The 22,575-nt window shown below is 48.7% G+C and carries 14 protein-coding genes; 4 read left to right on the top strand and 10 right to left on the bottom strand.

Annotated elements, in window-relative coordinates; genetic code table 11:
* Positions 1–143: 143 nt before the first annotated feature.
* Positions 144–926, bottom strand: a complete 783-nt coding sequence (locus tag DCMF_RS25700) for an IclR family transcriptional regulator (RefSeq protein WP_148137078.1) — start codon at positions 924–926, stop codon at positions 144–146.
* 299 nt (positions 927–1,225) lie between these two features.
* On the opposite strand from DCMF_RS25700, the gene DCMF_RS25695 reads away from it, so the two are divergent.
* Positions 1,226–2,797 (top strand): L-serine ammonia-lyase, iron-sulfur-dependent, subunit alpha, encoded by a 1,572-nt coding sequence (locus DCMF_RS25695; protein WP_148137077.1) that lies wholly within the window; start codon positions 1,226–1,228, stop codon positions 2,795–2,797.
* A 104-nt stretch (positions 2,798–2,901) separates the two neighbouring features.
* On the opposite strand, the gene DCMF_RS25690 is transcribed toward DCMF_RS25695, so the two are convergent.
* Positions 2,902–4,014, bottom strand: a complete 1,113-nt coding sequence (locus DCMF_RS25690) for a helix-turn-helix transcriptional regulator (protein WP_148137076.1) — start codon at positions 4,012–4,014, stop codon at positions 2,902–2,904.
* A 317-nt stretch (positions 4,015–4,331) separates the two neighbouring features.
* Between DCMF_RS25690 and DCMF_RS25685 the strand changes: the two genes are divergently transcribed.
* From DCMF_RS25685 to hypD, 3 genes are all read left to right on the top strand, one after another.
* The gene (locus tag DCMF_RS25685) at positions 4,332–5,339 is read left to right on the top strand and encodes a proline racemase family protein (RefSeq protein WP_148137075.1); all 1,008 of its coding nucleotides are present in this window, start codon (positions 4,332–4,334) and stop codon (positions 5,337–5,339) included.
* A 75-nt stretch (positions 5,340–5,414) separates the two neighbouring features.
* Positions 5,415–6,317: a glycyl-radical enzyme activating protein gene (locus tag DCMF_RS25680; RefSeq protein WP_214658906.1), complete on the top strand. Its 903-nt coding sequence runs from the start codon at positions 5,415–5,417 to the stop codon at positions 6,315–6,317.
* A 36-nt stretch (positions 6,318–6,353) separates the two neighbouring features.
* Positions 6,354–8,714: a trans-4-hydroxy-L-proline dehydratase gene (hypD, locus tag DCMF_RS25675; RefSeq protein WP_148138081.1), complete on the top strand. Its 2,361-nt coding sequence runs from the start codon at positions 6,354–6,356 to the stop codon at positions 8,712–8,714.
* Positions 8,715–8,780: 66 nt separating this feature from the next.
* On the opposite strand, the gene DCMF_RS25670 is transcribed toward hypD, so the two are convergent.
* The 8 genes from DCMF_RS25670 to DCMF_RS25635 all read right to left on the bottom strand — a co-directional run bounded on the left by DCMF_RS25670 (position 8,781) and on the right by DCMF_RS25635 (position 22,123).
* Positions 8,781–10,580 carry a helix-turn-helix domain-containing protein gene (locus tag DCMF_RS25670; RefSeq protein WP_148137073.1) on the bottom strand — a complete coding sequence of 600 codons (1,800 nt, stop codon included), beginning with the start codon at positions 10,578–10,580 and terminating at the stop codon, positions 8,781–8,783.
* Positions 10,581–10,934: 354 nt separating this feature from the next.
* Positions 10,935–12,365 carry a sodium:solute symporter family protein gene (locus tag DCMF_RS25665; RefSeq protein WP_148137072.1) on the bottom strand — a complete coding sequence of 477 codons (1,431 nt, stop codon included), beginning with the start codon at positions 12,363–12,365 and terminating at the stop codon, positions 10,935–10,937.
* A gap of 211 nt (positions 12,366–12,576) precedes the next feature.
* Positions 12,577–13,380 carry a histidine racemase CntK family protein gene (locus DCMF_RS25660; RefSeq protein ID WP_148137071.1) on the bottom strand — a complete coding sequence of 268 codons (804 nt, stop codon included), beginning with the start codon at positions 13,378–13,380 and terminating at the stop codon, positions 12,577–12,579.
* Positions 13,377–14,804 carry an amidohydrolase family protein gene (locus DCMF_RS25655; RefSeq protein ID WP_214658905.1) on the bottom strand — a complete coding sequence of 476 codons (1,428 nt, stop codon included), beginning with the start codon at positions 14,802–14,804 and terminating at the stop codon, positions 13,377–13,379. Before DCMF_RS25655 ends, DCMF_RS25660 begins: the two co-directional genes overlap by 4 nt.
* A gap of 513 nt (positions 14,805–15,317) precedes the next feature.
* Positions 15,318–17,261 carry a sigma-54-dependent Fis family transcriptional regulator gene (locus tag DCMF_RS25650; protein WP_148137069.1) on the bottom strand — a complete coding sequence of 648 codons (1,944 nt, stop codon included), beginning with the start codon at positions 17,259–17,261 and terminating at the stop codon, positions 15,318–15,320.
* 213 nt (positions 17,262–17,474) lie between these two features.
* Positions 17,475–17,714 (bottom strand): hypothetical protein, encoded by a 240-nt coding sequence (locus DCMF_RS25645; RefSeq protein WP_148137068.1) that lies wholly within the window; start codon positions 17,712–17,714, stop codon positions 17,475–17,477.
* A gap of 1 nt (position 17,715) precedes the next feature.
* Positions 17,716–19,953 carry a molybdopterin-containing oxidoreductase family protein gene (locus tag DCMF_RS25640; RefSeq protein WP_148137067.1) on the bottom strand — a complete coding sequence of 746 codons (2,238 nt, stop codon included), beginning with the start codon at positions 19,951–19,953 and terminating at the stop codon, positions 17,716–17,718.
* A 226-nt stretch (positions 19,954–20,179) separates the two neighbouring features.
* Positions 20,180–22,123, bottom strand: a complete 1,944-nt coding sequence (locus DCMF_RS25635) for an oxidoreductase (protein ID WP_148137066.1) — start codon at positions 22,121–22,123, stop codon at positions 20,180–20,182.
* Positions 22,124–22,575 lie beyond the last annotated feature (452 nt).

Below are 22,575 nucleotides of genomic sequence, written 5' to 3'. Positions count from 1 at the left end.
TTTTCATTCCTCCTAATCTGATGTTTTTTTAAGCTAAACTTTACAAAAGCTTCATTGATCATCCCCTTTCCCTGTTTATATGACAACATCGCACTTTCCGTGCCGCCCTGCAGAACACCGTTCCCTCAATCTGAGAAAAAAATTTATTTCCGGTACCCCAGAGCAGTCGAAACCCGCGACGCAGCATCCATCGCCAAAGGATAATCCTCCCCTAATTTAATTTTTGTCAACCGGGAAGAAGGCCCGCCCACCGCAATTCCGGCAATGATATTGCCGCTGATATCTTTAATGGGGGCGGCCACGCATCTGAAACCCAGGCTAAATTCCTCATCATCAACGGCATATTGGCTTAAACGAACATTGTCGATGTGATACAGCAATTGGTCAAGAGAGGAAATGGTATTCATGGTATTGGGCTTAAATGTCTTATCTTTGTATAACTCCCGGATTTCATCATTGGTTAAGCCGCTTAACAAGACCTTGCCTAAAGCCGTGCAATAAGCAGGGACCCGTGTGCCTACCTGAATATCCATTCTGAGAATTTGGCTGGTTTCAGCCTTGTCCACATACACGGTATCTGTGCCGTCGCGCACGGCAAGAATCGCTGTTTCATTGGTCTGATCACAAAGAGCATGTAAATAGGGCTTTGCAACTTCGTTTAAACCGACTCTTTTCGGCACCTCACTCCCTAACTCAAATAAGGCCCAGCCGATGCGATATTTACCAGTACCCGGTATTTGCTGAACAAAACCATACTCTTCAAGCGTGGTAATAAGTCTATGAATGGTACTTTTGCCCACCTGCAGTTCTTTGCTAAGTTCCGTAATGCCTACATCCTCACGCTTTGCATGCATTGCTTTTAAAATTTGTAGCGCTCGTTCCACGGATTGTACATAATAGCTTTTAGATTTGTTGTCGTCACTCATTTCTTAACCCGCTCTTTCCTGTTCCGTCATGCAGAATGGTGTTTCCACAATTATTATTATTCCACCAGAACATCAGAAATCCTTCTTTTATTTGTAAAATTCTTTCTGTTTTTTTTATTTTGATTATTAAAGGAAACGTTGTTCCATAATAAAGAACATTGCGGGGATTTATGATATCCCCCTAACAGGGAACAAATATTTTAAAGGAATTTGTTGTGATCATGTGGAAATGTAAATAGATATAATATCGGGTTCAATCTATCTTAAATATTTTCAAAAAACGAGATGAGGAAATTGCTATGCACCAGCCTGCAAGTATTTTCAATGATGTGATCGGGCCTGTGATGATCGGCCCTTCCAGTTCCCATACGGCGGCTTCCGTCCGCATCGGCCAGGTAATCCGCAACATGATGGGAGGGCAGGTTCGAAAGGCGGTTTTTGAATTTTCTGCCCAGGGCTCTTTGGCGACTACTTATCAGGGCCAGGGCTCCGCATTTGGGCTTGCCGCCGGCATCTTGGGCTTGGCACCGGACGACCCCCGGGTGGTAGATGCTCTGACCATGGCAAAATCTGCCGGAGTGGAGATTGAATTTCTCATTACGGATGAGCCTTGCGATCACCCCAACATCTACAAAGCCACCATGTGGGATGATCACGGCGCATGCCTCCGGGCGGAGATGGCTTCCGTGGGCGGTGGCATGATCGAGGTAAGAAAAATCGAGGATATCCCGGTGCTGCTCGGGGGCGGATATTATGAAACCATCTTCCTGCTGGGCAATTTGTCCGCCGCCCGGGCCGGGAAGATCTATGCGGACGCAGCGGCCTTGATGGCATCCTCAGGATTGTCTTATGACGAGATCTCTCTGCATCATAACGAAAAGGGTGACTATCTTTTTAATATCAAGTCCTCTGTTCCCCTGCCGGCAAAGGCTGGTTCCTTGATGATTTCTGCCGGAAAGCGGTTGGACATCAGTCCCGTATTGCCCGTTTTATCCCAAAAGGAATATAAAGGATTGTTCAATACTGGGGAAGAAATGTTGGCGGTCGCTGCGGCGGAGCATCTTTCTCCCTGGGAATTGGCGGTGAAATATGAGTGTCTGCGGGGTGGTATCCCCCCAGAGGAAGTTTTAAAGAAAATGGCCGGGATCGTCCGGGTGATCCGGCGCACCATGGATGCATCTGAGCAGGAGCAGAATGAATACGCCGATCGGATTCTGGGCCGTCAAGCCTATAAATTAGAATCAGCCAAACTGCTGGAAGGCGCCACAATGAATGAGGTGGTCAAGCGGATCACGCTGATGATGGAAGCGAAAAGCTCCATGAAGGTGATTGTGGCGGCGCCTACTGCCGGATCCTGCGGTGTGGTCTCTGGAACCCTGTTCGGTGTGGCAAGCGTGATCCATGCAGGGGAAGAAGCGCTGGTGAAAGCGATGCTGGTCGCGGGGTTGATCGGTATCATTATTGCTGAGCACGCCACCTTTGCCGGAGAAGTGGGCGGCTGTCAGGCGGAATGCGGTTCCGCATCGGGTATGGCTGCCGCCGGCGTGGTGCAATTGATGGGCGGGACGGTAGCCCAGGCCCTGGACGCCGCCTCGATGGCGCTGCAGAACGTGCTGGGCATGGTCTGCGATCCGGTGGCTGACCGGGTGGAAGTGCCTTGTCTGGGGAAAAATGTCATGTGCGGCTGCAATGCATTAGCGATGGCGAATCTGGCCATGGCCGGATTTGATCAGGTGATCCCGCTGGATGAGACCATTCAGGCGATGGCCCAGGTAGGGAAGATGATTCCCATGGAATTGAGCTGCACAGGCAAGGCGGGACTCTCTGTCTTAAAAACCTCTAGGGAAATCTGGCACAGATTGAATGATTAAATCCATGCGTTACGGTAAGCATAAAGGCGAGCCGCTTGCTTCCAGGAACGGGGAGCCCGGGGCTCGTTTTTTCTAGGACCTTCCTGCAGCAAAAACGCTCCCGGCTAAAGGAACTTGATCTTTTCCATAATCTGTTTCTGCCCGTTGATATCCATTTTGCAATAGAGGGAGGCCAGATGCTTTTTCACGGTGGGGATGCTGATGAAAAGCTCTTTGGCGATCTGGTCGTTGGAATACCCGCGCAGCAGGCGGTTTACGATTTCAAATTCTCTTGGCGTCAAGTCGTACTGATGTTTGACCTGCTCCAGCGTCTTCCCCAGAATCCGGGAAAGGTCATAAAACATGCAGCAATAATATTCTTTTGTTTTCCCGGGGTCAAGATATGCTTTGTTAACCTCCATAAAAACAGGCCGGTCGGTAAACTTATATTCCACAGGGGTCGGTCTCCTGCCATGACGCGGTTGCTCTTCCTCCATCTGTTTGCACAGGGTGCGCGCGGTGGTGATAAAGATGTTATTCAGAAAATCCGCTTCCTCATGCTCATTGAGAAAGGCTTCAAAGGTGGGATTGTAGCCTACCAATTTAAGTTCTTTATCAAACAAGCAGATGCCCACGCAGTTTTGCTGCTCGATCAAGTGCAGAAAGCTGAATAAGCTGGCTTCCGAACCATAGTTGCGCAGCACATTTGTAAAATGGGGCTGGAACAGCTTGATGATCTCCAGCTCACTGGCGCTGAATGGCCGCTTGTCTCTGGGGCGATGAATGGAAAAGATCCCCCGCAGGCCACTTTCACTTTGGACTTTAAAATTGGCCTCGATGGAGTCGTGCAAATGTTCCGGATCAAGGAATTCCCGATAATAGACGGTATTTTGCCGCATCCGGTCATTGAACATATCACTGGTGCGGAACAGAACGTAGTTTTGGGAATCCAGAATAGGCAAAACGTCATCGAATTGGCAATACCATTCATTGTAGCTCTGCCAGCTTTTTTTATCCCAATTCACCACAAAAGAGGAGTGGGTTTTGTAGGTTTCGTTCATTTTTTCATAGAACAAAACGTTGGCTTTCTCAAAATAGATAATATCGCAAAGAGTTTTAGAGAATTTTTCCATACGCTCATCGATGGTTTTCGTATCATCGTATAGCTCTGCAATCATTTCATTGATCGTTTTGATCGTGGAAGGCAGCAAAAGTTTATTGTTATCATCGAGATTCATCTGCTCATCTCCTATGATAAATTTTTATCCCCCTGCCGGTAGGGTAAAATAGGCCTGTATTAATTTTTGATTATATCATCAATGCCCATAGAGAAACAAGGCAATTGGGCAAAGTCCGCGAAAGATTTGGCACGGGTATCCTGGAAAGGGAAAAAAGTATCCTTAAGGATAATAGATTATTGCGCGGATTTTGTTATTATTATATTTAGATGATGTTTTGCGGGTCCCGTCATTCTTTACGCATGTGGGGGAGATTTATTAAATGTGCGGATTTCCGGTATGAAAGGAGGGCCCATTGCATTTGATGGGCTGGTAAAATGAGAATTTGGAGAACTTTTCAAACCATCGATACCCATACCGGCGGGGAACCCACCCGAACCGTGGTAGGCGGTGTGCCGGTGATTCCCGGTGCGACGATGCAGGAAAAATTCATTTATATGCAGACGCATAATGACTGGATGCGTAAAGTATTAAGTCTGGAACCCCGGGGCAACGAAGTGATGTCCGGCGCCTTTTTAACGCCTCCCTGCACTCCCGGGACGGATATCGGCGTCATCTATTATGAAACCGGGGGCTGGCTCCCCATGTGCGGCCATGATACCATCGGCGTGGCTACGGCTTTGGTGGAAACGGGCATGGTGGAAGTGAAAGAACCCTTTACCGACATTGTTTTGGATACCCCCGGCGGTATTGTGAAAGTCCGTGTGAAAGTAGAGAATCAAAGAGCGAAGAGTGTTACGTTTTTGAATGCGCCTGCCTTTGTGATTGGTCGTGACTACTGCGTCGACACGCCTGAATTCGGACGTGTTGTCTTTGACGTGGCCTATGGGGGAAATATGTATGCCATTCTGTCGGCGGCCGCTCTTGGGTTGGAGCTGGTGCCGGAACGGTCCAAAGAAATTGTGGCAAAGGGTGTTTTGCTGAGAAAGTACATCAATGAGCAGATCCAGGTCCGCCATCCCTTGCTTCCCTTTGTGGACAAGGTCACGCATATCGAGTTTTCCGCTCCCTCGGCTACACCGGGCGTTTCTGCCCGGAACGCGGTCATCATTACCTCCGCCGCCATCGATCGATCTCCCTGCGGTACCGGGACCTCTGCCAAAATGGCGCTGCTGCATGCCAAGGGCGAATTAAAGGTTAATGAAACCTTTGTTCACGAGAGCCTGATCGGAAGCATATTCACCTGCCGGATTATCGAGGAGACGGAAATTGCCGGGATGCCGGCGATCGTGCCGGAAATCAGCGGGCGCGCCTTTATTACCGGCATGAGCACCTTTATGATGGACCCGGAAGATCCTCTCGCGGAAGGCTTTGAACTCAGCTGAACCTTTTCCCGGGGCAAAAGATTTTACTCCTATGCGCCAATATTTTTGCTATAATTATTTTAGGGAGGTATTACTGTGACAACTGCGTTGGTCAGCAACATCCAGAAATATTCCATCCATGACGGCCCGGGCATCCGCAGCACCGTTTTTTTGAAAGGCTGCCCCCTTCTGTGCGCCTGGTGCCACAACCCGGAGACCCAGGCCTTCCAGCCGGAAATCGTATGGTATGGAGGGAAATGCATTGGATGCCTGTCCTGCGTGGAGGCCTGCCCCCATCAGGCTCTGAAAGCTACGGCACAGGGCATCGTCATTGATCGGGAGCGTTGCGTTTGTTGCGGCACATGTACCGACCTTTGCCCTACTCTGGCCTTGGAAAAGCTGGGGAAGGAAATGACAGTGGAGCAGGTGCTGGCAGAGGTGGAAAAAGACCGGGTCTTCTATGAAGAGAGCGGCGGCGGCGTGACCTTAAGCGGCGGCGAGCCCCTGAGTCAGAAGGAGTTCGCGGTGGAATTCCTCAAACGGTGCAAGGAACTGGGCTACCACACTGCGGTAGATACCAGCGGCTTTGTACCTGAGGAGGTCTTTGACGCCGTACTGCCTTATGTGGATCTGTTCCTCTATGATATCAAACATTTGGATGATGAGGTACACCGGAAGTACATGAAGGCACCGGTAGCGCCCATTCAGCACAATCTGCGCCATATCGTGAAGAAAGGCGCCCAGGTGTGGATTCGTGTACCTTTGGTGCCCACCATTAACGACGCCCCCGAACATATCCGGCGCATCGGCGCTCTGATGCAGGATCTGGGATTAAAAGAAATCTATTTGCTGCCTTATCATAAAATGGCAGAAGCGAAATATCACCGTCTGTGCCTGCCCTACACCGTCTCCCACATTGAGGAGCCTACGGCTGAACAGATGCAGGAACTGGCGGATATCCTGTCCAAGCAGGGCTTGAATGTTCATATAGGAGGTTAAACGATCATGTCAACAGAAACAACCAAAATCCTCGGCATGAATGAGCGGATTCAGAAATTACGTGAGCAGAGCGTCAGCACCGTGCCTACCATCTCCATCGAACGGGCCGTTCTGATGACGGAAGCGTATCAGAAATATCAGGGCAAGGTTTCCATCCCGGTGCTGCGGGCCCTGTCTTTCAAACATCTTTGCGAAAACAAGACCGTAGTCATTCTGGACGGAGAACTGATCGTGGGCGAACGCGGCCCCAAACCCCAGTCCGCGCCCACGTATCCCGAACTGTGCTGCCACAGTGTGGAAGACTTTGAGATCATGGACCAACGGGATAAAATCTTTTTCAAGGTCAGCGACGAGGCCAAAAAGATTCAGGAAGAGACCATCATCCCCTTCTGGAAAGGCAAGGCCGTCCGGGACCTGATCATGGATCAGATGACCCCGGAATGGCATGACTGCTATGAAGCCGGTATCTTCACCGAATTCATGGAACAACGTTCTCCTGGCCACACCGTCTGCGACGACAAAATCTATTATAAAGGCATGCTGGATTTCAAAGCCGAAATCAAGAAACACCTGGATAGTCTCGACTTTGTCAACGACTTCGAAGCCTATGACAAGCAGGAAGAGCTGAAGGCCATGGACATTGCCTGCGACGCCCTGATCATCTTCGCCCGGCGCTATGCGGAGAAGGCCCAGGAAATGGCTGCAGAATGCCAGGATGAAAAGCGGAAAGCCGAGCTGATCCAGATCGCGGAGAACTGCGCATGGGTCCCCGCCCACGCGCCCCGCACCTTTCATGAAGCATTGCAGATGTACTGGTTCGTCCATCTGGGCGTCATCACCGAGCTGAACACCTGGGATGCATACTGCCCCGGCCATCTGGACCAGCATCTCAATCCTTTCTATCAGAAAGAGATTGCCGCCGGCACCCTCACCCGGGAAAGCGCCATGGAGCTGCTGGAAAGCTTCTGGGTAAAATTCAACAACCAGCCCGCGCCGCCTAAGGTGGGCATTACCCTAAAGGAAAGCGCCACATACACCGATTTTTGCAATATCAACATCGGCGGTATGAAGGCCGACGGTACCGACGGCGTCTGCGACGTCTCCTACCTCCTGCTGGATGTGATCAAGGATATGCGCATTTTGCAGCCGTCCACCAACGTGCAGATCAGCAAAAGGAATCCGGACAAATTCGTCATCGAAGCTTGCCGGGTGATCCGGGAAGGCATGGGCTTCCCCTCCGTGTTCAACCACGACGCCGTGGTGCAGGAACTGCTCCGCCAGGGCAAGAGCCTGGAAGACGCCCGCAAAGGCGGCACCTCCGGGTGCGTGGAAGTGGGCGCCTTCGGCAAGGAAGCTTACATTCTCACCGGTTACTTCAACATGGTCAAGGTGCTGGAGATTACCCTGCACAACGGCGTTGATCCCCAGACCGGCAAAAAGATCGGACTGGAAACCGGCGATTCCCGGAACTTCCGAAGCATGGACGATCTCATGGAAGCCTTTAAAAAACAGATCGCCTACTTCATCGACGTAGACATCCGGGGCAACAACGTGATCGAAAAGCTCTATGCCAAATATATGCCCTCTCCCTTCATGAGCGTGATCACCGAAGACTGCATCACCAAGGGCAAAGACTACAATGCGGGCGGTGCGCGCTACAACAGCCGCTACATCCAGTTTGTGGGCCTGGGCTCCATCACCGACTGCTTCAGCTCCATCAAAAAGCATATTTTCGACGATCAGACCCTGACCATGGATAAGATGCTGGCCGTGCTGAACGCCAACTTCGCAGGCTTCGAGAAGGAACGCCAGATCTTCCTGAACAAGACGCCTAAATACGGCAATGACGACGACCGGGCGGACAGCTTAATCATGGGCATGTTCGAAATTATCTATGACCTGGTCAACGGCAGACCCACCCCCAACGGCGGTCAGTACCGGGTAGAAATGCTGCCCACCACCTGCCACGTCTACTTCGGCTCCGTCATCGGTGCCACCCCGGACGGCCGGAAAGCGGGCGTGGCCCTCTCCGAAGGCATCTCTCCCGTGCAGGGGGCGGACAAATGCGGTCCTACCGCGGTAATCAAATCCGCGGCCAAGCTGGACCAGCTCCGCACGGGCGGCGCACTGCTGAACCAGAAGTTTACCCCCTCCGTGCTGGAAGGGGAGACCGGTCTGGCCTGCCTGAAAGACCTGATCCGTTCTTACTTCCGCATGGACGGCCACCACATCCAGTTCAACGTGGTGGACAGCAATATGCTCCGGGACGCCCAGCATCATCCGGAAAATTATCATGACCTCATCGTCCGCGTGGCCGGGTACAGCGATTACTTCAATAATCTGACCACCGAGCTGCAGGACGAGATCATTCTCCGTACCGAGCAGCAGGGGTTCTAAAAAAGTTTTTTTAAAGGCCTTCGGGCCTTTTTTTCTTGCCTAAAACGGGCGATATCCTCCCTTGGACTAATATCCCTCGTTCCTGTTGATGATACCGTAAAGCATACAAGCGGCCTGAACATTGAACCAGTCCTGGGTATTGCCGAAATCCTGGTGCAGGATTTCTTCCGCCTTTTTTATTCGCCAATAAGCCGTGTTATAGTGGATGTTCATGTTTTCCGCCACATTTTTAATGTTCTTGTTAAAGCTGATATATGCCTGCAAGGTATCCAACAGCCCGGCGTCTTTCTGCGCATCGTAATCCAAAAGGGGCTTTAGGATTTTATCGATATAACTATTTAACTCGTCGGTTTCCAGTTTTAGGATCAAATGCAGGATGCCCAATTGTTCATAATTGATGATCTTTGACGCCATAGGGTATTTATCCAGTATCTCAAAGCATTCCCAGGCCTCCGTATAAGATTTGGACAGGTTGGAAAGGTTTTCGTACAACTGTCCCACGGTGATCTGGATATTCTCATTTAACTGCAGTATTTCACAACCGATCTCAATAATCTTCTTTTGACCGGTCTTGGTGCTTTTAGGAAAAGAAACCATTACATAGATGAGATTTCTTTCCGGAATCACAATGCCGTTGATACTATACCTTCCCAAAAGAGAGATGATATCTTTCAGCAGTTTATCCTCCCGGGCGGCTTCCTCCAGGGAGCTGTCCGGAGTGGAAAAACCTTTCTTCACCATGATCACGCCAAAATAATCTCGATAATCCAGTCCCAGCTTTTCCGCATGCTGAATCAGGCTCTTATCGATGAAGCCCGACAAAGCGCCGTGGAAAAGGTCTCCTTTGCCCTTTTGTGCGGTTTCGAAAACCGCATCCTGTTTGAGCCATTCCTGAGCAGCCACCATAGAGGCGTAGCTCAGAGCCAGTTTTTCCACTTCGCCTAATTCCTGTGTGCCGGGGAAAACGACCAAAAACCCTAACAGCTTATTTTTGCCGATCACCGGAGAAATAAAGTAGGTTTCCTGCTCAACCTTATAGGGCATGATATTCTTCAGCTTGTTTTTTACAAATTCATTATAGCGGCTGAAATTGAGGAAACTGGCCGGCAGCTGGCAATCCGCCCCATTTTGGGAATGTCCCACAGGTTCTAATAAAATATTATATAAAACTACCGGAAAAGCGATTATTTCCGCCAAATAATCCAGGATCCCCGGAAAACCAGTTTCCCGCAAAATGATATCGGTAAAATGATTTTGGATCATAAGCATTTTTTCCAGGTCCTGTTTGCTTTTTTGTAATTCTTTGATATAGTACTTCTCTTTTTTGATCATATTGGATTGAAAAATAGCGATGGCGGCATAATCGGCTGCCGCCTTCAATAACTCCATGTCTTCCTCGGAAAACTTCTGGGCCAGACCATAATTATCTACGGTAATCACGCCAATGATCTGATCATGAATAATTAAACAGGTGGACATAATGGCCTTGGGATATTCGTCAAATGGCATCCCACGGGTGAATCTTTCCAAAGGGATGTCCGGCGTCGCTTTGATATATTCTTTAAGCTCCTCCACACTATTGATGATTACCGATTTCTTGCGGGCAAAGGTGGTGCCGCTGATCGCTACTCCCGGAGGAATGTTTTTCAGCAGAATATCACCGTCAAAACCCGCATAGGACTGTAAACGCAGAATATCTTGCGCTTCATCATATAAATATAAAACACCGGCATCGGCGGCCGGAAAGACCGCGATTACTTCCTTCAGGATATAATCCAGAATCTCATCATTATTAAGGGAAGAAGTAATATTCTCACCCATCTTGATCAATAAGTTATAGGATTTTAATTTTTGCTGATAATCCATCCCACACCATCCTTAAATGTCACACCCGAGCAAGGGCAAATTGTAACCGGAACTCTTTATAACGTTAATTTGCTAAACCGGCAGGGTCATCTGAGCCCTTTTTCTTTTATATGCCCATGATAGGGGTTGTGACAGCTACCTGTCAACCTCATCTATCGGGTCCTCAGAACGTAATCGCTTCTTTTTTTATTCTTTCCTGCCCGGTGGGCTCCTCAGCAGGCATGCCGGGTGAACAAATAAATGGCTCCTATCTAATAGCAGCCATTTATTATCATCAGGAAAGGCTTTCATAATAGATTCCGCTTCTCGATATTCCTTCTATGAGATCCGTTGAGAAGCATGAAAAAAACTGCATTAGATTGCCCCTGCTTCTTTTGTGCTTTCCTGATTACTGTCCGGCAATTCTTTCGTATTAGGCTTAACAAAGGCCGCGATGAGATAGGCAACCAGGGAGAAACCTGCCCCCAAAACGATGCCGTCGCCAGGAACGGCTCCGGTGTAGGCAAGGACCCAGCCCAGGAGACCGGCGATGATGGAGGCAAACCCGGCCACAGAAGAAGGCCTTTTCCAAGCAAAGCCTAAAAGGATGGGCACGGCCAGGGTGGCCCCCATCAGGTCGGCGCTCATCACCCAGAGATCAAACATCGACGGCGCAATAATGGCCAAAACCAGCACCACCACCCCACAGAGCAAAGCGCTCAATTTGCTGGCCCGTAAGTTCTCCTGCTCACTGGCATTGGGACGGACCGAATTATAAAGGTCTTTATGGAGGATCATGGAGCTGACCAGCAAAAGGGTATCGGCACCGCCCAAGATCACGGCGAGCAGGACGGAAAGGAACAAGGCGCCCACGACAACGTTAAACTGATCCATGATCATAAAGGGCAGGATGCTTTCCGGTGTTTCATAGTTGGGGTAAAGGGAAAGAGCAGTGAAACCGATCACCAGCATGATCACGCCGCAGAGCAGAATCAGGGCGACGAGGAATAAAACCATAGATTTTTTCAAGGTCTTTTGGTCCTTAGCGGCATAGCATTGCTGCCACATATCAGGCCAGGAGATAATCCCCAAAAGGAACACCAGGGTGGAAGAAATGGCCGCGCCGGGCGTAAAGTAGCCAAAAGCCTGGAAGTGTTCTGCCGGAGCGGAAGCAAAAACGGCGCCCAGGCCGCCGGCATGCATAATCAAAAACGTGGCTAAAATCAGCAAGCCAAAGAGAGTGATCGATCCCTGGAGAACATTGTTGCTGGCAACCGCCCATAAACCACCATAGGAGGTATGAAGTATCACAATGATTGCCGTAATAATCAGGCTGACGGTAAATGACAGACCGGTGATCTTGACAAAAATCGTCGCCATCGCCATATATTGGAAAGCGGTAATGGCAAGGTAGCCGATCATAATGATAATGGAGGTAAGGATTCTCGATGCTTTTCCGTAGCGGTACGCAATCCAGTCGCCTACGGTTTCGCCGCCGTGCTTAAAGCCAAAATCGTTGATTCTGGGCGCTAAATAGAAAATATAAATGCAATAACTGAGTGCAATACCAAGAATAAACCAGAGCTGGGACATGCCGCGCACATAATACCATCCGGTATAACCGACAACAGATGCCGCACCCACAACCGTAGAAAGCAGGGTAAAAAATAAGAAGAGTGTGCCAAATTTACGTCCGCCCACCGTGTAGTCGTCATTGGTAACAGTATTCTTTTTGCCGGCATACATAGGGATAAACAATGTTATCGCCAGATATACTACCACAATTAATAGTGCTCCCCAATTCATGAAAACCCCTCCTTAATATATAATTAGGAAAGTAACTAATTTGCCAGTTGGTTTTGATCCAAAAATGAACCCTTGCCCCCCCCTTCTCTTTCCAAATTTTTATTTTAAAAGGCCCTTTCCTCCCCTCTCCATTTACTTCCCCGCAGCCCTGAGGTTCCCTATTTCTCCTCATAGCTTCTCAAGGGATACCAATAATTATGTGTCTGGAGCATCACCTGTTTTCGGCAATATCGACCAGCCCTTCGCAGGTAAAAAAAACATCGGCCGTTAAATAATCCTTAACACCGGTCTCAACGGTAATGGTTCCGCCCGGTTGCTGCACCTCTAATATGCTTTTACCCTCTGTGGCATGAAGATAAGCCCCCAGAGAAAGGCTGCCGGAACCGCAAGCTTGTTCAAAGACTTTGCTGCCGGAATCTCGCACAAATACAAAAGGAAAGATTTCGTACTTTTCCCCGCCCAGTTCCCGGTAAGAAATGATCCCAAGAGCTTTGGCATCGCTTTTGCTTTGGAGAATTTCCATCACCTGGTCGTAACTTTCCCTGGGAAGATCACAGTTTGTAACGAAGTGGCTGATCCCCGGCAATTGTACCAGGCAGCCTGGGATTTCTTTTTCCCCGGTATCGATCTTGAGTTGTTCCATTTTGTCCGGCTTGGGCATTTCGGCTTTCATTCTGGACAGGTTCTTGGCGCGGACGATTACTTCACAAGAGAGAGGCAGGGCCGTCCCGGAAGACTCAATACAAAAATGATCCTCCCGGCAAAGTCCCTTATAGATACCAAGGGCTGCGGCAGACAAAACCGCATTGCCGCAGAATTCGCTCCCCGACATCTCCAGTCTCAAGCGGGAGTTCTTGTTGCGGGGCGGTACAATAAAACCGACTTGTTCCGCGCCCAGATATTCATAGCGCATCACCACACGGGCTATTTCCTGATAAAAAACGGGATCAACGTAATCGGTGATCAGGACTGTGGTATTTTTGGCCGGGCTGAGCTTGACAAAGTTTAATTTCATGGCTTCACTCTCCCGTTTAATTTTAATCTCTGTCTGGCTTCGATTTCCTGGGCAAACTGGGCCCCCTCTTTTTCCGTATAGACGATCTGTCCTCCCACCACTACATATTTGATTCCTACCGGGGGCAGGGCACAAATATCGATGCCGTACTCTCCCTTTTCTCTCAGCCGGTCAAGTTGAAAAATGGTGATATCGGCATCCTTGCCCGCCTGCAGCCTGCCCTTGGGCTGCAACTGCAAACGGTTTGCGGGATCGAGGGTCATTTTCCCCAGGGCTGTTTTCAGATCCAGCAAAGCTTGGTCTCTGACAAAAAGGCGGAGGAATCTGGCAGTGGTGCCCGAACTACGGGGATGTCCTTTTATTTCTCCCGTCACCGCATCTTTGGTCATCATCCCATCGCTTCCCAAAAACATAAACGGGCTGGAAAGGACTCCCACAATGTCGACCCACGGCGTGGCGTTATGGCAGGTGACATGGGTATCCTCCTCCTGCTCCCTCAATTCCCGAAAAATTTCCGCCGTACACCTTTGTTCCGCCCGGGGACCGGTGATGATCTCCATATCCCCATAGGTAAAGTTGTAGTTATGGAAAGGATCATTGTCAAAAACCGCCGACTTGATTCCCGTAGACCAGGCATCATAGGGATACATGTCCCCTTTCACATCAAAGCCCCGCTCATTCATCTCTGCTATCAATGCTAAAACCTTTTTCATGTTGTCCCCGCCGTACACATTGGCGGCCAGGTGAGAAAGCTGCAGTTTCACCTGGGTAACCTTGACTATTTCCGACATCTCCCGCACGGTCTCTTGCGCCATCAAAGGATAATCATAGCGCAAATGAACAGCGATAAAACGGTCATAATCCTTGACGACCCTGGCTATTTCCAGCATTTCTTCCCTCGTGGTGCCGGGAGTATATTGCAGGCCAAACGAAACACCCGGGAGACCTAACTCCATTCCTTCTATCACCATTTCTTTCAAACGTTGGATCTGGGCGCGGGAAGGAGAACTGTACAAATCAATACCCAGCCCATCGCGCAGGGAACTGTAGCCGATCATGGTATGATAGTTTAAAGGTAAGGGAGTATTTTTTAACTTCTCCAGATAGGATTCAAAGGGATAAGCCCCAATTCCGCAATTTCCCCCCAGCATGGTCGTCACCCCTGAACGGAGCAAAGCCATCGCCGTCTGAAAAGGAATGCCTTCCCCCTGTGAAGCGTCCAGAATAAAGTCTTCATGGGCATGAATATCAATAAACCCGGGGCTCACAATACAGCCAGACGCGTCTATAACCCTTTTTCCGGTTAACTTTTCTTTACTGACCGTTTCGATGATCCCCTGGTTAATCCCTAACGACAACATTTCATCCGTATTACTTTCAGGGTCTATTACTCTTCCATTTTCTACTACTAAATCGTACCGCATCTGATCGCACCTCTTCATTGTAAGCTAATATATCAAGCGCCTGAAATATTCGACCCTAAATCTCAGCCAACTATATTTTGTTGAATTATGTTAACATGGCTTGATTATATGGGTCAGGGAAATATATTACTATATAAGATTTAATAATAAATAAGGGCGATCAATGTAAAGCATTTACTTTTGCCCCGCCTGTAACAATCAGACCAGTATTAATTTTAATAACCTTTGCCTAATCTGGATATTTTCAAAGCTAAACCAGCACTGACGGTGACTAGCCTTCAGGTTCAGATTATGGTATCTACTGAGAAAAATAAAAGAGGATTGACATCTGCTATTTCATAGCCTATTTCAATCCTCATTTTTAAAATCTTCATCTACTTTAAAGAACAAATCTTTTTTTCTCAACAAAAATGATCAGTAATACCCATCTGTCATCTGTCTTTACAAAAGTTCTCTTATTCCTTAGTCACAGCATCTTTCCCCTTTACCTACTGGAGAAATCATTGTCATTTCTTAAGTTTTTTTCAATTTGCGATATAGCGTGGTCCGGCTGATTCCCAGCATTTTAGCTGCCTTGGACGTATCACCCTGGGAAACTTCCAATGCCTTTTTAATATAGTCGCTTTCGGTAATCTTTAATGATAAGGTTTCTTCTGTTCTTTTTGGATGAGCATGACAGGGCAAGTGGTCAGGAGTAATCATTTTTCCTCCTGATAGAAAGATGGCATATTGGACTGTATTTTCCAGTTCTCGAACATTTCCGGGCCAGTCATATTGTTTCAGGGCTTGTAGGGTTTCTTGGGTAAAGAAGGCCTTCATGGCAAGCTTTTTGTTGAACTTTTTTAGAAAATACTCAGTCAGGAGGGGAATATCTTCTCTTCTTTCCCGCAAAGGGGGTATCTGGATACAAATCACATTGAGCCGGTAGAAAAGATCACGCCGAAAACCTTTATTATTTACTTTATCCAGTAAATCAAGGTTGGTAGAAGCAATGACTCTGACGTCAACCGGAATTGGATAACGTCCGCTGATCCGGGTTACTTTTTTTTCTTCGAGAACCCTTAATAAAACCGGCTGATGCTCCAAAGGCATATCCTCAATCTCGTCCAAAAAAATAGTACCGCCGTGAGCCAACTCGAATTTTCCGGGTGAGCCATTGCGCCGGGCACCGGTAAAAGCACCTTCCTGGTATCCGAATAGCTCACTGCTTACCAATTCCCGGGGAATAGATGCACAATTAACAGCGATGAAGGGGCCGGAACGACGTTTGCTTGCGTTATGGATGGCCTGAGCGAACATTTCTTTACCGGTACCTGTTTCACCCATTAACAGAACATGGGAGGAGAAATCGGCAACAGAAGCGGCCAGTTGGATCGCTTTTTTGATGCTGGGGCTCTCCCCCAGAATATTGTCGAAAGTGAAATATGAATTGGAGTCTGGAGCCTGGTTCGCAATTTCCCGTATGGGTTCGGTTTTACGTAAAATCATTACGGCGCCAATAATGGTCTGATCATTACGGATGGGAGATGATGTAACCAACAAATTGCCTTTCCTGGACAGGGAAGGAAAATCCAAATGGACTTTCTCATTTATCATTTGTCGGCCATGAACAAGGGTTTCATTCAATCTCAAACCGGTGACAGTCTCCTCCGGTAAAAGCTGTTCACTGTCCGGGCATATGTTGAGCAATTGCTGGGCGGAGGAGTTTATTTGTTTTACGACGCCTTTTTGGTCGACAAAGATCAGGCCTTCCGAAACATTCTCAAAGGCGATCTGGAAAAAGTTATTGCTTACCTCCTGGCTTTTTCGAATATGATAGGCTTCAAGCCCTCGGGTGATCGCCTGAGCTGCGGCCACTACCATGCCAAGCGTATGGGAATGGACTTTATCGGCATTAGCAGACATATTTAAAACACCAAGCAGCCGTCCGTCTGCGGAGAGGATGGGGGCAGCCGAACAGGTCCAGGAGTGGCATATTTGCAGATAGTGCTCAGCGCTCCATAACTGAATGGGTTTTTTCGTGGCCAGACAGATACCAATACCGCTGGTCCCCATGGTATGTTCCGACCAATTAACTCCAGGAACCAGAGAGATTTGTTTGGCACTTTCGAACGCATTGTTGTCACCGACTAATTCCAGAACATAACCGTTTTCATCGTTCAAGGTTATGATAAACCCGGATCCGGCGACAAACTGATAAAGTTGCTTCATATAAGGTTTAGCTATATCCAGTAACCATTTGTAATGATATTTTTTTTTGGCTTGTAATAGGTCATCTGGTAAAACACTAAAATGCGGGTCATAAGGAGTTAAGCCAAATGCCTTGGATCTGTCCCAGGATTCCTTGATCGTGGCTCTGAGTAAAGGATGGCCAACTGTTTGTCCGTTTGTCATATTTTCCCACTGTTGTAAAAGAAGACGATAGGATTGTGCAGTCTCAGCACTTAGTTGCATCATAATACCCCCATTATGATTGCTGCCTTCTCTTCCAAAAGTTTACCTATTAATATTTTATATATTTGTTAATATTTTACTATGATAAAAGTTATCTATCAACCGTTATATCCCATGTCAGAAGGAATTTGTTTAGACAACTTTAGATGAAAAGGGTCCGGAGTATTGTCCTCCCGACCCGATTTATCCAAGGGCAATCTTTATGAGTCGTTTTTTTCAGTGCCCACCGGTAATAATGCGCGGTTTAGTTGGCCGTTGAATCATTGATTTTGCATTATCCAAGTTCTTGTCAAGTACGCCGTTGAGCTGTTTGCACTGTTTTTTAACATCCAAAGGGTCATGTCCCCTGAAAATTTTCCAGGCATCCTGGACAAGTCCTTCTTCCGAAACTTCCAGGATCACTGAGCACTGATTTGGGCAGAGAAAACAATTGGTCTTGACTTGTCTGCTTGCCAATTTATTCTGCCTCCGGTTTGACATATGCGTCACAGTTTAAAGCAGTCTCCGCCTTGTAAATATTGCACAGAACACCTCGGAAAGGATGGTCACCGGCATAATCACAGACATCATAGTCATCAGAAATGATGGCGTTGATATTGGTGTCCCAAACACCGAACAGCCAGGGTTCTTCTTCCGGCATTTCCGGGAAATACCAGTAAGCTTCGGCATGAACTACGTCTGGTTTGATCCCTTCGATGAGCCTGGCCTTTTGCCGGACCCGTCCCAACGGTGTTTCAATATAGACCATATCGCCATTTGCAATTCCCAGCTTTCTGGCGGTATCGGGATGGATCTCAACCACAGGGTACGGGTGCATCCAGCGCAGGGATTTCAGTTCACGCAAGCTTGTATGCCAGTAGGGACGGATACGGGAACCGCTGATTAAGGAATAAGGATATCTCTCGGCCAATTCCGGAGTCCGATATTTGCTTTGCGGCGGCTCTTTATAGGGCGGGATAGGGTCATACCCCGCATCCTTAAGCAGGCTGGGCACAAGTTCGCATTTTCCGGAAGGTGTTCCAAACCCTACTTTCTCATAGCGATGGAATTCTTGAGGCGGAAGCAGCCAATTCTCTTTTTTCTCCGCCATTTGTGCCAAAGTCATTCCGGTTGGTCTCAGGAACAAGTCATACATACCTTCCAGGGTCTCCGGCCATTCACCCGGCAGGTTTAGTCTCTTGGCTAATTCTTTCCACAGGTAGTAATCGTCTTTTCTTTCGTACAGGGCTTCCATGGGCTGTTTGTAGGCGACAGCTACATTTGTCAATCCCCAGAACAGCATCAGGTGAGGTCTTTCCACCCAGGATGCGGCTGGTAATACATAGTCGCACATGGCCAGACTTGGGGTCATGAAGAAGTCCATGCCCACTGACAATTCAACTGCTTTCATCGCTTCATAACAATTTTTTGCTCCAGCTAAAGTGATGAGAGGATTACCTGTCTGAATAAACATGGCTTTGATGGGATAAGGTGTTTCATAGCGGATTGCATCATAGATGCCGCGGGAAGCAGGGAACAACATATAGAAGGAACAACCGTAGCCTTTACCGTTCCAAGCTTTTTTAATGGCATCGTTATAACGTTTCAGTGAGCCGATGGAACAAATAGGATACTTGTCAGCTGTGACACAGTCCCTTGATCGCGCAGAATTTTCAACTTGGTAATCCCAGTTAATCCCTTTGAACCAGTCAACTCCTTCATGGGGGCCAGTTAGAGGATTTCCCCCTTCTCGGTCGATATTTCCCGTAATAGCCCGCAGGAGAGCCTGGGCATGAACCGCAACCTGACCGGCGCCGTCACCGAAATGGCAGGAGGAAAGGCCCCAGCAGAGGCAAGTTGGGCCGTCGGCATACATCCGGGCTAACTGGATGATTTTTTCCTCTTGGACCCCCGTGATTTGAGCGACTTTATGGGGAGGATAATCTTGTGCTTTTTCCTTGACCTGATCAAAGCCCAAGCACCACTTCTCGACAAATTCCTTATCATATAGATTCTCATTAATAATCACATGAATCATACCCCAGGCCAGAGCGCCATCTGTTGCCGGGCGGGGCTGGATCCAAAGGTCAGCATAGGAAGCCGATTCACTCAGGCGTGGATCGATAACGATTAATCTGGCACCTTGTTTCTGGGCCTCCAGAATCACATTCCACTTGGTCATCCAGCTATGGGCTGGGTTGGCTCCCCAGACCACAATGGTTTTGGTAACTCCCGGTGCGGGGGCGACCCCTAGGCTATCCCATCCATACATGGCGCATTCCATTAAATTATTAGCCTCACCGCAGTTTTTACCTTGATTGAATACGTTGGGGGATCCCCATACATTAAAGAAGCGCCAGCAAGCCCAGTCTGCCGGTCCATGAACTGTTCCCCCGAACTTAGTAATTGCTTCCGGTCCGTATTTTTCTCTGATATCCGACAGTTTTGCAGCGATTTCGTCAAGGGCCTGTTCCCAAGAGATCCGTTCCCATTTGCCTTCACCGCGCTTGCCCACACGTTTCATGGGGTAATTCAATCTTTTGGGATGGTAATGAAACTCGGGGACCGCCTCTAATCTTTCACACTTGTATCCGCCGCCGACAAGGGCCTCGGCATCGCCTTCAAGACTTTTTAAAACTCCGTCTTCAATATGCAATTTGACACCGCATTGCTGCCAGCAGGTGTAACAGCCGGCTTTTTTAATTTCTACCGCCATTGAACATACCTCCTTATAAACAATATTCTTGGGTTCAGGTGGGGTTTTAACCCCATCTGAATCTTAGAAGATGTTATCCAGGAGCTTAGCGCCGCTTATCTCCAGCTTAAAGAAATGAGAGTATTAGCGGCGGTTAGCTATCGGATAAATGGAATGATCAAGACATCTTATTATTACTTGTATTCTTTTACATGCAACACCTCCTTTGACGTACACATCAGAACACTTACATGACACCGCTGATTTTGCGGACGGCTTTCCAAGCCTCGTGCATGCAGTCAAATATCTTGCGGCCTTTGACGGCGTCACCGATGATGAAGGTAGAGCTATCGCTGCAGATGCCGTCAAATTTTGCAGCAACGGCTTTACGGGCGCCGAGACCAAACGCAGCGATGACGGTATCAGCCTCAACCTCATGATGATTGCCGTCCTTGTCCTTGTAAGTCGCGCCATCCTTAGCAATGTTGACGACTTTCGCGCCGGTTTGAATCTTGACCTTTGCGGTTTCGAGCTCGACACCGATCGCAATCTGGGAAAGCGGCTCATCCTCAGGTACAATCAGGTCAAGCTGCTCAAGGATGGTGACCTCCTTGCCCATCTGGCCGAGATAGAGTGCCGTCTCCGCGCCGACCAGGCCACCGCCGATGACGATTGCCTTTACGCCGACCTTTTCCGGCTCCATTAGAGCGGTCTCTGCACCTATCGCCGCCTCGATGCCGGGAATCTCCGGCAGGATATAATCAGAGCCGACAGCAATGATCAGAGCATCTGGTTGCAGCTCTTTGACTAGCTCAGAAGTAGCTTCGGTGTTCATCATGACATTGACGCCGGATTTCGCGATCTGAGTGCGCTCCCACTCCAGCACACCTCTGGCCTCGGCTTTGAACTTCGGTATGGTGGCTTCGATGAAGTGCCCGCCAAGCATGTTGCTCATTTCGATCAGGGTGACCTTGTGGCCATAGAGTTCCGCGACTCTCGCGGCTTCCATGCCTGCCAGACCGCCGCCGACGACCACGACGTTTTTTTTCTGACGAGCCTCACAGATCTGATAGGTACCTTCCCTGCCGGCCGGTGGATTAACTTCGCAACGAATCGGGCATCCGGCAAAGAACAAGGAGATGCAGCCTTCGTGGCCTCTCATACAGGGCAAGATATCCTCGAACCGGCCCGATTTAATCTTATTCGGGAGCTGTGGATCCGCGAGCAGAGCACGACCATAGGCGATAAGGTCTGCATCGTCGTTTTCCAACGCTTTTTCACCTAGTTCCGCATTGAGTGCGTTGACGGCGATAACCTTTGTCTTGGTGACAGCCTTCTTCATCGCGGAAGCGAGATCCACGATCGGGGCCTGTGGGCAGTAAAGCGGGGAGATCATCCAAGTGGCCATAGTCTCATAGATACCGACGGAGACGTGAATGTAATCGACTTGGTCTTCGATCATCTGGCCGAATCCGCAGGTATCTTTGATGGTCAGGCCGCCTTCCACTTTTTCTTCGCCACTTAGTCTGTAGCCGACAAGGAAGTTGGGCCCAACCTGTTCACGGATCTTTCGAATGATGTTTATCGGGAAGCGGGCTCTGTTTTCGAAGCTGCCACCGTATTTATCGGTTCTCTTGTTGGTATAGGGGCTCAGGAAGCTGCAGATCAAGTAGCCGTGTGCGCCATGGATCTCGACGCCGTCAAAACCGGCCTGTTTCGCTCTGCGGGCCGCCTGCGCGAAAGCATCCTCAATGGCCTCAATTTCTTCGATCGAAAGCTCTCTTGGCATTCTTCCCACGACTTTGCTTGCCACCGGGCTAGGGCCGACGCACTGCACGCCCGGCACTGCCCCTGCACTGGCCTGGATGCCGCCGTGGGAAATCTGCAGGATGGCAACGGCGCCGTTGTCCTTGATGGCCTCGGCGAGTTTAAACTTCCCGGCGATCAGGTGATCGGAATAGAGGCCGCTGGACACCAGGGAGGAGCGCGCCGCGATCGTGTCCACGAAGGTATTTTCCACGATGATTGCCGCAGCACCACCTTTCGCGCGTTCCGCGTAGTAATCGCACATTTCTTTAGTGGTGTCGCCTTCCGGGGTGGACAAGCGGGTCTCCATCGGTGCCATGACGATTCTGTTCTTGAACGTGTAACTACCGACCTGAATCGGGGTCCATAATTTACATTCCGCCATTTGTTTTACATCCTTTCTTTTTTATTTCCGATAACATCAATCCTTTTTAGTATCTATTTGTCAATATAGTCCTAGGTTTTACTATCTCCCAGTACCACATATACCTTTGAAGTTCAGATATGCAAGAAACATGCCATCATCAAAATTTCTTAAAAGCCTTGAAATATCGCACTAGACAACTTATTTTTTCTAGGGGTAAATTTATCATTTTGCATATTAAGTAACAAAATGAAAATCAAATATGTATGGCCTGCAATGTATGCTCCATCTTGCAGCCACTTCGCAGGTATGGCAGCAGGTGCAAATTCGCATTCGATTATCATGCCGGACCTACCTGTTCACCAAAAATAAAATGGCCAACAGCTTTATTCGTTGACCATTTCTCTTTCATCTTAATATTCTATTGGGTTACAAACGATACGATAAGCGGAAAACAAAGTGCTTAGTGACAT

Source organism: Candidatus Formimonas warabiya (assembly GCF_002777255.1).
Taxonomy (GTDB): domain Bacteria; phylum Bacillota; class Dehalobacteriia; order Dehalobacteriales; family Dehalobacteriaceae; genus Formimonas; species Formimonas warabiya.
This window is presented reverse-complemented; position numbering and strand designations above follow the sequence as displayed.